This is a genomic window from Sphingopyxis sp. 10G20-10, assembly GCF_057365075.1.
The window spans coordinates 2,445,370-2,458,029 of record NZ_CP195117.1 but is presented as its reverse complement, the minus strand read 5'-3'; the positions used below and the strand labels follow the sequence as shown (position 1 = coordinate 2,458,029).

The 12,660-nt window shown below is 57.7% G+C and carries 9 protein-coding genes, 1 tRNA gene and 1 pseudogene; 4 read left to right on the top strand and 7 right to left on the bottom strand.

The genetic code is table 11. The annotated features are described in order from the left end of the window. Positions 1–180: 180 nt before the first annotated feature. The 5 genes from ACR3XE_RS11925 to ACR3XE_RS11905 form a co-directional block, all read right to left on the bottom strand. Complete coding sequence (locus ACR3XE_RS11925) at positions 181–2,331, bottom strand: FAD-dependent oxidoreductase (RefSeq protein WP_473699976.1); 2,151 nt, start codon at positions 2,329–2,331, stop codon at positions 181–183. Between the two features lie 114 nt (positions 2,332–2,445). After that, positions 2,446–2,706 (bottom strand): nitrate/nitrite transporter NrtS, encoded by a 261-nt coding sequence (nrtS, locus tag ACR3XE_RS11920; RefSeq protein WP_473699977.1) that lies wholly within the window; start codon positions 2,704–2,706, stop codon positions 2,446–2,448. Between the two features lie 147 nt (positions 2,707–2,853). Beyond that, positions 2,854–3,492: a glutathione S-transferase gene (locus ACR3XE_RS11915; RefSeq protein WP_473699978.1), complete on the bottom strand. Its 639-nt coding sequence runs from the start codon at positions 3,490–3,492 to the stop codon at positions 2,854–2,856. Beyond that, positions 3,489–3,869, bottom strand: a complete 381-nt coding sequence (locus ACR3XE_RS11910; protein WP_473699979.1) for a ribonuclease HI — start codon at positions 3,867–3,869, stop codon at positions 3,489–3,491. Before ACR3XE_RS11910 ends, ACR3XE_RS11915 begins: the two co-directional genes overlap by 4 nt. 92 nt (positions 3,870–3,961) lie before the next feature. After that, positions 3,962–4,591: an isochorismatase family protein gene (locus ACR3XE_RS11905; RefSeq protein ID WP_473699980.1), complete on the bottom strand. Its 630-nt coding sequence runs from the start codon at positions 4,589–4,591 to the stop codon at positions 3,962–3,964. A 241-nt stretch (positions 4,592–4,832) separates the two neighbouring features. Between ACR3XE_RS11905 and ACR3XE_RS11900 the strand changes: the two genes are divergently transcribed. Then, on the top strand, positions 4,833–5,207 hold the full coding sequence (locus tag ACR3XE_RS11900) for a hypothetical protein (protein ID WP_473699981.1): 375 nt from the start codon (positions 4,833–4,835) through the stop codon (positions 5,205–5,207). A gap of 660 nt (positions 5,208–5,867) precedes the next feature. On the opposite strand, the pseudogene ACR3XE_RS11895 reads toward ACR3XE_RS11900, so the two are convergent. After that, positions 5,868–7,041 (bottom strand): annotated as a pseudogene (locus ACR3XE_RS11895) (IS3 family transposase). Positions 7,042–7,077: 36 nt separating this feature from the next. Here ACR3XE_RS11895 and ACR3XE_RS11890 point away from each other — a divergent pair. After that, entirely contained in the window at positions 7,078–7,512 is a 435-nt protein-coding gene (locus tag ACR3XE_RS11890) for a hypothetical protein (RefSeq protein WP_473699982.1), read from the top strand. 341 nt (positions 7,513–7,853) lie between these two features. Here the strand turns inward: ACR3XE_RS11890 and ACR3XE_RS11885 are convergent. Then, positions 7,854–7,940: transfer RNA gene (locus ACR3XE_RS11885), tRNA-Leu, on the bottom strand. 310 nt (positions 7,941–8,250) lie between these two features. Between ACR3XE_RS11885 and ACR3XE_RS11880 the strand changes: the two genes are divergently transcribed. After that, positions 8,251–9,834 carry a hypothetical protein gene (locus ACR3XE_RS11880; protein ID WP_486185763.1) on the top strand — a complete coding sequence of 528 codons (1,584 nt, stop codon included), beginning with the start codon at positions 8,251–8,253 and terminating at the stop codon, positions 9,832–9,834. An 83-nt stretch (positions 9,835–9,917) separates the two neighbouring features. After that, positions 9,918–12,596, top strand: coding sequence for a TonB-dependent receptor domain-containing protein (locus ACR3XE_RS11875; protein WP_473699983.1), 2,679 nt, complete (start codon positions 9,918–9,920; stop codon positions 12,594–12,596). Positions 12,597–12,660 lie beyond the last annotated feature (64 nt).

Sequence of the window (12,660 nt, the reverse complement as noted above, 5' to 3'; positions counted from 1 at the left end):
AATCGATAAGGTGACGAATATGTGGTGGAAGATTGATCGTCAGAGGTCGTAATTCCTTACTTCGCAGCGACAAAATATCGTGCGGGTCCAAATTCCTTCTGCGTTTTGACGTATCTTCGGTGAAAAGCGGGCGTTGGTTACACGCCCCGCGCAGAGGTGCAACGAGCGCACGTGCACTTTCTATCCCCGCCGCCAGTCGTGATAGCGCTCAACCCATTTCAGCAGCCGTTCGGGCGTCTGCTTGCGCTTCCACTCGCCCGCGACATATTTATTGGCCTCTGCCATCGTCGGATAGGTGTGGATGGTGCCGAGGATTTTGTTCAGCCCCAGCCGATGCTTCATGGCGAGGACATATTCGGCCAATAACTCGCCGGCATGATCGCCGACGATAGTGACGCCCAAAATCTTGTCCTTGCCGGGAACGGTCAGCACTTTGACAAAGCCCTTGGTCGCGCTTTCGGCGATGGCGCGGTCGAGCTCGTGCATCGGATAAACGGTCACTTCATGCGCGATGCCCTTTTCGGTCGCTTCGCTTTCGTTCAGCCCGACACGGGCGACCTCCGGGTCGATAAAGGTGGTCCAGGGGATGACGCGATAGTCGGCCTTGAATCGTTTGAACTGCCCGAACAGCGCGTTGACGCTGGCGAACCACGCCTGATGCGACGCGACGTGCGTGAACTGATAGGGACCAGCAACATCGCCCGCGGCAAAGATGTTGGGATAGACGGTGGCGAGATAATCGTCGGTGATCACGGTTCGGTCGGTATCGATTCCCAAATCCTCCAGACCATAACCGGTCAGCCGCGCCTTGCGCCCCACCGCGACGACCAGCGCGTCAAAGGGGACCGCCGTTTCGATGCCGTCCTTTTCGACGATGATCTCCTTGCCCGCCTTTGTCGTTTCGACGCGCACGGCATTGTGATTGGTGAGCAGCGTGACGCCCGATTGTTCCTGCGCGGTGCGCGCGAGGTCGGACACTTCGGGGTCTTCACGCGACAGGATGCGATTCCCGCGTTCGACTTGTGTGACCTTGGCACCCAGGCGGGCAAAGGCTTGGGTTAATTCGCTGCCAATCGGACCACCGCCGAGCACCACGATGCGTTCGGGGATAGTGTCGAGCCGCGCAAATTCTTCCCACAACGTATCGCTGGTGACATAGCCGCTGTCGGCGAGGCCCGGCATGTCGGGTACAACCGGCTCGGCACCCGCCGCGATGACGATGGACCGTGTGGTTAGCCGCTGAATTTCGCCATCATTGCGTTTGATCTCGACCGTCCATGGGTCGATGATGCGGGCATAGCCCTTGACCACATCGACGCCCAATTCGGTATAGCGTTCGACGCTGTCATGCGGTTCGATGGCGGCAATAATATCGTGGACGCGCTGCATCACCGCCTTGAAACTGAACTGCGGCTGGTGGTTGGTCAGCCCGTAAGTGTCGGCGTGACGCATCTGCTGCGCGACCTTGGCGCTTTTGATCAGCGCCTTGCTGGGGACGCAGCCATAATTCAGGCAGTCTCCGCCCATTTTCGACGCTTCGACCAGCGTCACCTTCGCTTTGACGGTTGCGGCGATATAGGATGACACCAGCCCCGCCGCGCCCGCGCCGATGACGACCAGATTGCGGTCATATTTTTTGGGTTTGGTCCAGCCAGCATAGGCGCGTCGGCGTTTGAGGAAGGCCATGATCCATTTTCCAATCCACGGGGTCAGTCCCAGCGCGGCAAAAGACGCCAGCAGCGCGGGTGATGCGATGTCGCCAAGGCTGTCGATGCGCGCGATTTGTGTCCCGGCATTCACATAAACGATGGTGCCCAGAAACATGCCGATCTGGCTGACGATGAAATAGGTGCGGGTTTTGATCGGCGTCAGACCCATCAACAGGTTGACGAGAAAGAAGGGGAAGACCGGCACCAGCCGCAAGGAAAAGAGATAGAAGGCCCCTTCGCGCGCGACCCCTTCGTTCAACGCCTTCAACCGGTCGCCAAAGCGTGACTGAACCCAATCGCGAAACAGGAATCGCGACGCCAGAAAGGCCAATGTTGCCCCGATGGTTGACGCAAACGAGACAATGATCGTCCCGACCACGACCCCGAACAGCGCCCCAGCGGCGAGCGTCAGGATCAGCGCGCCGGGAATCGAAGCCGCCGTAACCGCGACATAGGTCAAGAAAAACAAGGCGATGACCAACAATGGTTGTGCCACATAACGGGCATCGAGCGACGCCTGTTGCTCCTTCAAGGCATCGAGAGTCAGCACATTGCCAAGATCAAAATAGAAAAAGGCAAAGAAGGCCGAAAGGACCAAAATGATAACGGCAAGCTTCTTCACGCAATTGCTCCCAAAAGGACATCTGTTTGTTCTAGGGTCAGGACCGATTAATCGGTCCTGACCCTAGTTCGGCGCGCGCAGTAAAATGTTACATCTGCAGGCGCGTTCGTGCGGCTAGCTTATGTTCAGAATGTCCTCGTCCTGACGCTGCACCTCTTGCGTGGATATGCTTCGACGGGCTTGAGCCGCGCTATAGCTGGCGACGAGATAAGGCACCGCAAAATTGAGCAGGAATTTTCCCCACTCGATCGGTTGATGATACACAATCGCAGGCCCTTGGTTGATGGCATTGAGAATGGTCCCGACAAACAGCGAGACCCGCGTCGCACTGATAACAATCTGCCGTGAACACATGGTGGCGAATAGATTTGGCACAGCGCGCCTCTCTTAATGCATCGTGCTATCAGTGCTGCGATGCCGTTGGTGACTCTGTAGCGACTGGGACATGGCGGCGTCAGCTTCTCCTGCTGTTCAGGCTAGCAGGGTTGAGCGTTGCGGCAAGGTGCCATGGATATTTACGGGCTATGCGTTGACGCTAGACCAGATGATCGGCGCGTCATCGGACACCCAGGGGGCCAACCGCACCATGGCCCGCTCGAACAAAGGTGAGGCAAGGTGGCGGGCGAGCCAGTCTTGCGTGCGGGGAAGGGGCTGGTCATCGAACCATGCGCGATCGACTGCGGCATATTGCCGGACAAAGGGCATGATCGCGATATCGCCGAGCGTGCGGTCGGGTCCGCAAAGATTGGGATGTGTGCTCAGCCTTGCTTCCAAATCATGCAACAGAACCAGTCCCGCGTCGCGATGCTCGATGGGGTCGGCGTTGTGGCGCTCGGCATATTTATAGCGGTCGAGATGGTCTTTGAATTGCGTGTCGAAACGCTGGATGAGCGGGGCATCGTCACCCGCCAGCCAATTTTCGGGATCGTTCTGACGCAAGGCCCAGCGCATGATGTCGATGCTTTCATCGATCACCACCCCATCGGGCAGGCACAGCACTGGCACCGTCGCCTTGGCCGATGCTGCGATCATGGCGGCGGGCTTGTCGCGCAGCACGACCTCGCGGATGGCAAAGTCGGTGCCGCTGATCAACAGCGCCATGCGCGCCCGCATGGCATAGGGGCAGCGCCGGAAACTATAGAGGATGGGTATGGCGGTCATCGGCCGTGCAATCGCGCCAGCGCGATCCCCGCAAGATTCTGCGACCGTTTGATATGGCGAACGGGCGGCGGTTTTGCGCCTGACGTCAGGCTGCGAAACGCCTCAAGATGCTGCACATTGGCGCCGCGACATTTCAGACGGCCATTGGCCTGCCCGACAACGGTCGCACTATCGCCGACCAAGATAATATCGGCTTCGCCCAAACTTTGCGCCAACCGCAGCGCATGGATCAGCGCGAGCCATTCGGCATCCATATTGGACCCATGGCCGAGGTCGCGCGCGATATGCGCGACACCGCGCACAACAACGGCCGTTTCCATCGCACCCGGATTGGGTCGGCACCCGCCATCAAAGAAAAGTTTCAAACGAGAGGACATGATCGCATCAGCCTAGCGCGAACGCGCGCGTATCGAAAGCATGGGACGACCACCGGCCGAGATGTTGCTTCCTTGTGACGCGAGGGATTCCCTCACTTGGTGGCCAGCAATTCCAACACATCGGATTCGCCAATCACTTCGGCATATTTGGCCTGCAGATCAAACAGATTGGCTTCATGGGGTGCATCATGGCGGTCCCCGCAGGCGTCGCGGACGACAAAGGGAGCAAATCCGTTCTGGAGGCTGTCGAGCGCGGTTGCCCGCACGCAGCCAGATGTCGACATGCCCGTAATCACCAAGGTGTCGATATGTTTTTCGCGAAGCAGGGCGGCGAGCGAGGTGCCAAAAAAGGCAGAGGCATATTGTTTGGTCACAACGGTTTCGCCAGCCGCTGGCGACAATGTCGAAGGAAACTTCCCCAACGGTGATCCGGCGTCAAAGCAGCGCAGTACAGGCACCTTCTTGTAAAATAGCCCGCCATCGGCGCCGCCTGGCTGATAAACGACATTGGTGAAAATGACGGGAATTTCGGCGCGCCGCGCCGCCGCTACCAGCCGCTCGTTACTCGCAAGCGCTGCCTCGGGCCTCGCATAAAGCGGAGAGGCGGGGTCAAGATAGGCCATCACGAAATCGACTATCAGCAGCGCCGGTCGGTCGCCAAAACGCAAATGACCGTCAAAAGCACCGCGGTAATTGTCTGCCAGATCGTCGTCGCCTGCCATCAGATGACGCCCGCATCCGTAAAGGCTTTGATCTCGCCTTCCGAGTGTCGTGTCCAACATTGATCGCGTGGACCTATAGGGTGTCGAGCTGAGCACGACCGCCAAGATTGTCGACGGATGGAAAGTCTTTGGTTCGGTCAACCTGACCGACAGCGAGATCAAGAAAAATGCGTCGCGCACCTACACGGTCGGCAATAAATCGCCCTATACCGCCGATTATACGATCAACCTGGGCACCGAGATGCAGGCACCGCTGACCAGCTCGACCGATCTGGTGCTGCGCGCTGACTACCGCATCACCGGGCCGACCTGGTTCCACACTGTGCAAGACCAAAGCCGCCCGACTGTGTTCAGTTCGTTGCTGCCGGCATCGCTGTTCGCCCTGCCGCCCGAGGCTGGCAACGGCGGCTATATCGCCGCGCGGCGCGATGCCTTTGGCGTGCTCAACCTGCGCGCTGGATTGAAAGCTGACAATTGGTCGCTGACGGTCTTCGCCAACAATATGCTCGACCGCAAATATATCAGCGAGGCGATTCCCGCGATTGAGTTCGGCGGCTCCTTCATTTCGCCCGGAGCGCGGCGGCTAGTCGGCGTAGAAGCAGGCTTCAATTTCTGACTATGGCATCGGTGACGGGTGAGGCACAGGCTTGTGCTTGATGGCTTCCTCGTCACCTGAGGAATGAAGTAGCATAGCAGCCTTGCAGTCAAAGAACCTACTTGTTTGCAGGATGCTGATTTCGAACTGAATGAGACCGACCATCCGTAAACTGATCGCACGCCGCGGCCCGCCGCAATGAGCTTTCATCCATCTCGCCACTGAGCCGCTTACGGCACGGATCGCTCGTCTGACTGATTTGGGCAGTCCCGCAGGACTATTTGGTGTGCGACGCAGTCCGGAGCGAACGGGTCTCGGCATAAAATTCCCGATAACAGGGAGGAATGACGGGAATTTCCATCATTTATGCCGTCACTGCGCGGCTGAACCCTGACTATCGTGGCCTTTGAGGCCGCATTCCCCCGCGACGGCCCGAAAAAATAACAGGGAGTATTTGAGAAAAAGCAGGGAGCCCGATCAGGATGAACAGGGAGATTGCTGGCCAGGAACCGGATATCAAATAACCCTTGACCCGTTCTGGCAAAGAGACTTGAAGGCTTGAGCCAAGGAGGGCCCGTTGATCGTCAGCCGGGCCTCTTTGCAATCCCCACTGACGGCCTCGGGCCGGCAAATATGGGGCTCCTTGGACTTGTAACGGATTTGCGCCGGTCACCCATCTCATTATGCCACCTTGGCTTCGAACGCGAGCGGGCTAATGCCGCCCAGATATGAATGGCGGCGGCGTGTGTTGTAGAACCCGTTGATATACTGGAAGATGGCGGTCTCGGCCTCTCGACGTGTTGGCCAGCTTTGCCGCCAGATCAGTTCCGCTTTCAATGATTTGAAGAATGTCTCAACGGACGCATTATCATAGCAATTACCCTTGCCACTCATCGATGGCCGCAGGCCGTAGGCCTGCAGCTTCTTCTGATAGTCATAGGAACAATATTGGCTACCGCGATCCGAATGGACAAGGCAGCCCTCTGGCGGATTGCGCAGCCGGACCGCTATATCGAGTGCCCGGATCGCCAGATCGTTGGCTACGCCGCCCTTCGGGTCTTCATCCTGTCGCTGACGGCCCATCCCACCACGCGACGACTATGCAGGTCGAGGATGACGGCAAGGTAGAGCCAACCCTCATGCGTCCAGATATAGGTGATGTCACCGGCCCATTTACGGTTGGGCGCATCGGCGACAAAATCGCCGTCGAGCCAGTTGGCTGCAACACCCAGGCGATGGTTGCTGTCCGTCGTTACCTTGTGCCTGCGGGTGCGGACCGGCCTGATCCCGTTGATCTTCATCAGCCGTCCAACCCGACGCTCGCCAACATCGAGGCCGACCTCCTTCAACTCCATCGTCATCCTCGGACGACCCCCGGATCAAGTCCGAGGCAGGCTGCGCTGCCGAGGCTCAGGCTATATTGCTCCCGGATGTGAGCCAGCACACCTTCATGTCGGTCCGCGCACGCTGGCTGATCGGCCGCGTGCGCCAGGAACGATAGCCACGAGGACTAACCTGCATCACCCGGCAGATCGTCTCCACCGGCCATATATGGCGCCAGCTCTCCACGAACGCGAGCCTCACGGCCGCTGGCTCGCGAAGAACTGCGTGGCCTTTTTTAGGATATCCCTCTCCTCCTTGAGGATCCGGTTCTCTAGGCGAGGCCGTTCATTCTCGCGGGCCAAATCTGCTTGGCTAGCGCGGCCACCAAATCAGCTGGCCGATACTGCGACACCCACTTGCCCAACGTCGACAGGCCGACACCCAAATCCGGTGCCACACGTCGCCGCGACAACCCGCTGGTCAGCGCAATACGCACCGCTTCTTGCTTGAACTCTTCTGTATGCTTCTTCATCTCGTCGGTCTCCTTGATCGAGTGTTAAACTCTCAAGTGACCGGCGCAAATCCGGTACAAGTCCAAACCGCACTTCGGCTATCGGCGCTGGCTCCAGGGAACGACGGTCTCCACCAGCTGAGTATGCCGGTCGAACGGATCAGGCGAGGGCGGGTCATCAAATTGGTGCTGCCCGGTCCGGAACCCGACTATAAGGATCATGATACGCGGTTGATTGAACTTGTCGCAGAGGCGCATCTGGCCCGCGTATCGATATTGGAAGAAGCCGGTTCACTCGCGCAAATCGCAGCGCGCGACGGAAAATGTCGAGGCCATCTCGCCGACATGATCCGGTTAAGCTGGCTCGCACCTGATATCGTCACCGCCATTGTGGAAGGGCGGCAGCCTGCAACTTTGACGCGGGCAAAACTCATGACCATCAAATTATCACTAGACTGGCGTGAACAGCGTTGCCAGCTCGGGTTCGCCTGAGCCGCGACGACTTCATCATCTACCCAAATTGAAGCCAGCCGGAATCTGCGCTTCCGGTTTTCGTCTTGCGCAATGATGTCGCCGGCGATCACAAAGTGCCACACTCCAAATCCGCAACCTTGGAACGCCCATCGCCAACTGTTACAGTTGCCATGCGCATCGCAACTGCGGTCACTATTTTGGTGCATGGAGACACGGGGAGAATGTTGGCCCCTGTGACGAAGCCGGAGACGGGCTTCGCGTCAGCCGAGTTGCTTGGTGTGCCGCAAACCCCCGGAAAGACGGGGACTAATTACCCTCACCGTAGAAATGAAGTATAATAAAAACAATGACTTAATGACTGGTGCGGTCGAGAAGACTCGAACTTCCACGGCCTTTCGGCCACAACGACCTCAACGTTGCGCGTCTACCAGTTCCGCCACGACCGCACATCATGATGGGGCCGAACGGGTCCGGCACCGGGTAGGAGCGGGCGCTTAGCAAAGCGTTCGGGGCGATGCAAGCGGGGGCTTGCTGCAAAATCCCCTTATTTGATGTGGTTTGAAATCCGCCGCATTGTTGGCCGCCACATATCTGTCGCTTAGTTGTCATCGCACTGTCATCGCTGTGGCGTCAGCCCGTCATCAAACCCGCTTAGTGGCGTCGTCACCGGGGGGCGCGGGGCTGCGAATCATACCTAATCCCGCCGGTGGTTTTTCATCCTGGCGCCGCAGGCGCTTACCGTTGACGGAGATTTTCATGGCGGCATTCGCACGCGTTCATCTGGTCCTGCTTAGCAGCGCGGCCTCTCTTGCTTTGGCTGGCTGTGGTGCCAATGATATTGCCTCACCAGGCACCGGCGGCAATGTCACGATCAATAACCCCACAGCGCCGACCACACCGACGACGCCCACCACGCCAGCCCCGACCGGAGTGACGCCGGCCACAGGCTGCCCGACGATCGCCGATCCCCAGGGTCTGACGGATGCTGGCACAATCACGGGGCCGACCGGCGAATATCGCCGTTGTCAGTTGCCGACGCGGATCAATGCCAGCATCACGTTGCCCAAAGTTGCGGGCTTGCTGTATGAATTGCCGGGCCGCGTCGATGTCGGTACCGATCAGGGCGCAGCCACATCCAACACCGATGTCACATTAAGCATCGAACCGGGTGTTATCATTTATGGCGGCACGGGTATTTCCTGGCTTGCCGTCAATCGTGGCAACAAGATCAAGGCCGTTGGTACCGCCACCGCGCCAATCATCTTTACCAGCCGTGACAATATATTGGGTCTAAACACCGACAGTTCGTCGGGTCAATGGGGCGGTGTCGTACTAATGGGCCGTGCACCGATCACCGATTGCACTGTAGCACCCGCCGCCACACCGGGAAGCGCCCAGTGTGAACGTCAAACCGAGGGCGCAGTTGATCCGGCCATTTATGGCGGGGCCACCCGCACCGACAGCAGCGGGCAGATGAGTTATGTCCAAATCCGCTATTCGGGCTATGTTCTGTCGGCCAATAATGAACTGCAGTCGCTGACCACCGAAGGCATCGGCAGTGGCACCCAGCTTGACCATATCATGTCGTTCAACAGTTCGGATGATGCGGTCGAAATGTTCGGCGGTTCGGTCAACATGAAGCATTTTATCTCGGTGGGGGCCGAAGATGACAATCTGGATACCGACGCCGGCGTGAAGGCCAATATTCAATATGTCATCGCCGTGCAGCGTGCAGGGGTAGGCGACGCGATGATCGAGGCCGATTCGGACAATGCGGCGGATGGCAACACACCGCGCCAGAATACGCACCTTGCCAATTTCACTTTTGTCCAGCGTAACAACACCGGATCAGACAAGACCGCGATGTTGCTGCGTGGTGGGACGGACTATGCGATGGCCAATGGCGTCGTCGTATCGCCGGATTATACCTGCCTGCGGATCAGTCGCACGCAAACTGCGTCGACCACGATTGATGCAACGATCGATGAAGCCGGCGCACCTGTGTTCCAGTCTGTCGCGATGCAGTGCGGTAGCCCCAAATATCTGGGAGCCAACGGGGTCACGGATGCCCAGGTCGCAACGATCTTTGGTACGGGTACCAACAACAACAATGACGGTTTTACGCCTTCGTTAACCAGCCTGTTCATTAATGGAGCCGCCGAAACCGGCGTAACGCCTTTTGCTGCAAGCAGCTTCGACTCCTTCTTTGCCGACGCCGGTTATATCGGCGCGGTCAAGGACGCCAATGATGATTGGTACAAAGGCTGGACCTGCAACAGCACGACGGCCGATTTCGGTAGCGGTAACACGGGTCTTTGCACCTCGCTTCCCGTAGCCTGATTCACTGACTGAGCCAGAGACGAAGCGTGGCCATCGGGCGACGCTTCGTCTCGCCATACCAAGAAAACCAAGGGGTCCCGACCATGTCGAAGCCGTTAGCTTTTGCCAGCCTGCTGCTTGTTACAACTGCGCTGGCGGCGCCAATTTCGGCCTGGGCGCAGACAAGTCCCGATGTGGCGGCGTCCTCTGCCGCTCAGCCCCAAGCTCCGGCGACGGCTTCCCCGGACAAAAACGACGCTGATGTCTCTCTGCCTGGCGGCAGTGATCAGGAAATTGTCGTGACGGGCAAATTTATTCCCAACGCCATCCGTGCGACGCCCGAAGTTGTGTCGGTGCTGTCGACCGCCGACATCGCCCGCACCGGCGAAGGCGATATTGCCGGAGCTCTAGGCCGCGTAACTGGCCTAAGCGTGGTCGGCAACGGCTATGTCTATGTTCGTGGTCTTGGTGATCGCTATTCGCTGGCGCTGCTTAACGGGTCGCCTCTTCCTAGCCCGGAGCCGCTGAAGCGCGTCGTCCCGCTCGACCTTTTCCCGACCAATGTCATTGCTTCGTCGCTGGTTCAGAAAAGCTATTCGGTCAATTTTACAGGTGAATTTGGCGGCGGTGTCATCAACCTGACGACCAAGGCGGTGCCAAAGGAAAGCTTCCTCGCTTTGGGCGGCGGCATCGGCTTTGACACCGAAACGACCAACCGGATTGGCTATACTTATTATGGCAGTCGCACCGACTGGACGGGTTTTGATAATGGCACACGTAACACGCCGTCTGCGTTGCAGGATTTCTTTGATAGTGGTGCACGGATCGGCGACGGCACCGTTGATACACAGGCGATCGGCAGCCAGATTGTCACAGCGCGCAATTCGCTGGTGCAGCGTAACCGGCACCTGCCGCCCAATTTTTCCGCCTCGGTTACCGCCGGCACAGCATGGGATATCGGCAGCGATGCGCGATTGGGGCTGATCGCAACAGCAGGGTACAGCAACAAGCTGAAGACTCGCGACACCATTCAGCAAACACCATCGACCGCCGATCTGTCGCAAAAAGAGCTCAATTTCGAACGGGTGATTACCGACGACCGCATCGTGGTAAACGGATTGCTTGGCTTCGGGCTGGAGTTCGGCGAGAACAAGATCCGCTGGACCAATTTCTATGTCCGCGACACGTTGAAACAAACGCGGCTGGGCATGGGGTCGGAAGCGACGACAGGTTTCACCCGTTTGAATCAGGATACGGCATGGTATGAACGCCAACTCATCGATACGCAGTTGGTTGGCGAGTTTAAATTTGGCGATCTTCGCCTTGATCTGCGTGGCGGTTATGCCAATTCACAGCGCGAAGCACCGTTTGAACTGTCATTCGGCTATGTCCGTTCCAACCGCGAGACCGATCCATATGGACAGTTGTTCGTCAATCGCTTGAACAACGGCCAAAATGGCAGCGCGTCTGTCGCCTTTTCCGACCTGAATGAAGATTTATGGTCGGGGGGAGCGGACCTGAGTTATCGTCTGGCTCCGGCAGTGACGCTGTCGGGTGGTTATGCCTATTCGGATACCAGCCGTACTTCTTCTCGGCGCGAATTTCAGTTTATCGCACCAAGCGATTTTCCCATTGCTGTCGGCCTGTTCCGGCCCGACTATTTGCTGCAGCCTTCGGTCATCAAGGCGTTCAAGATCGCCATGGTTGAAACGACCGAAAGCGATCCGGCTTTTGCTGCGGGTCTGACGACCCATGCCGGCTATGGGCAGCTTGAGGCTGAACTGGCGACCGGGCTGAATGTTTCGGCAGGTGTGCGCTATGAAACGGCGAAGCAGACGGTTTCACCGATCCAGTTGTTTACCACTCCCAGCAGTTCGCTTGCGTCGACCAACCTTAACAATAATTATTGGCTGCCAGCAGCCACGTTGACGTGGGAATTTTCTCCGGACATGCAAATCCGGATGAGCGCGTCTAAGACTATCGCCCGACCTCAGTTTCGCGAGCTGATTTTTCAGCAGTATTTTGATCCCGAAACTAACCGCCAATATCGCGGCAATCCGTTGCTGACCGACAGCCGCCTGACCAATGCCGAAGGGCGGTTCGAATGGTATTTCGCCAAAGATCAACGGATAACGGTCGCGGCCTTTTACAAAAAGATCGATAAGCCCATCGAAGCTTTCACAGGCTTTTCGGATAACCAGCCGCAGACGAGCTATGCCAATGCGCCGCGTGCGAATCTTTATGGGGTTGAGTTTGAAGTTCAGAAATATTTCGATCTTTCGGGGCTTGGCGACAGTGATTTCTGGGCACCACGTCGCTTCGTCTTCGTTGCCAATTATACCTACACGCAATCCAAATTGCGGGTGGGCCCCAATGATACGGTTGCGGTGTTCGGCACTGCGGTGCAGCCCGCACTCAATTTTTTCCGTAATGGCTCGCCGCTCACCGGACAGGCCGATCATGTCGGGAATCTGCAAATCGGTATGGAGGATCAGGATCGCCTATCCCAACAGACGTTCCTGTTTACCTATAGCAGTTCACGGGTCACCAGCCGCGGCCCGGTGGGGCAGCCTGATTTGGTTGAAAAGCCGGGGTTGCGGATCGATTTCGTTGCGCGTCAGGGCTTTATGGCCTGGGGTAAAGAGGTCGAATTGAAATTCGAAGCCCGTAATCTGACCGGTCGACGTTATGAAGAGTCCCAGACGCTGGGCACGAATAAAATCTATTATAACCTCTATAGTGTTGGTCGGACGGTCGCGTTGAGTGCCTCTTTGAAGTTCTGATTCTCTCCCCCTAGACCGGTCCGGTCAATGTTGCCGGACGGGTCGCTCTGTTCGCAGTGCCAAA

Bases quoted from the DNA above. Each gene is read 5' to 3' on its own strand.
- ACR3XE_RS11915 (WP_473699978.1), bottom strand. From the start codon at position 3,492: ATGACCGCCATACCCATCCTCTATAGTTTCCGGCGCTGCCCCTATGCC.
- ACR3XE_RS11910 (WP_473699979.1), bottom strand. From the start codon at position 3,869: ATGTCCTCTCGTTTGAAACTTTTCTTTGATGGCGGGTGCCGACCCAAT.
- ACR3XE_RS11905 (WP_473699980.1), bottom strand. From the start codon at position 4,591: ATGGCAGGCGACGACGATCTGGCAGACAATTACCGCGGTGCTTTTGAC.
- ACR3XE_RS11900 (WP_473699981.1), top strand. From the start codon at position 4,833: ATGCAGGCACCGCTGACCAGCTCGACCGATCTGGTGCTGCGCGCTGAC.
- ACR3XE_RS11880 (WP_486185763.1), top strand. From the start codon at position 8,251: ATGGCGGCATTCGCACGCGTTCATCTGGTCCTGCTTAGCAGCGCGGCC.
- ACR3XE_RS11875 (WP_473699983.1), top strand. From the start codon at position 9,918: ATGTCGAAGCCGTTAGCTTTTGCCAGCCTGCTGCTTGTTACAACTGCG.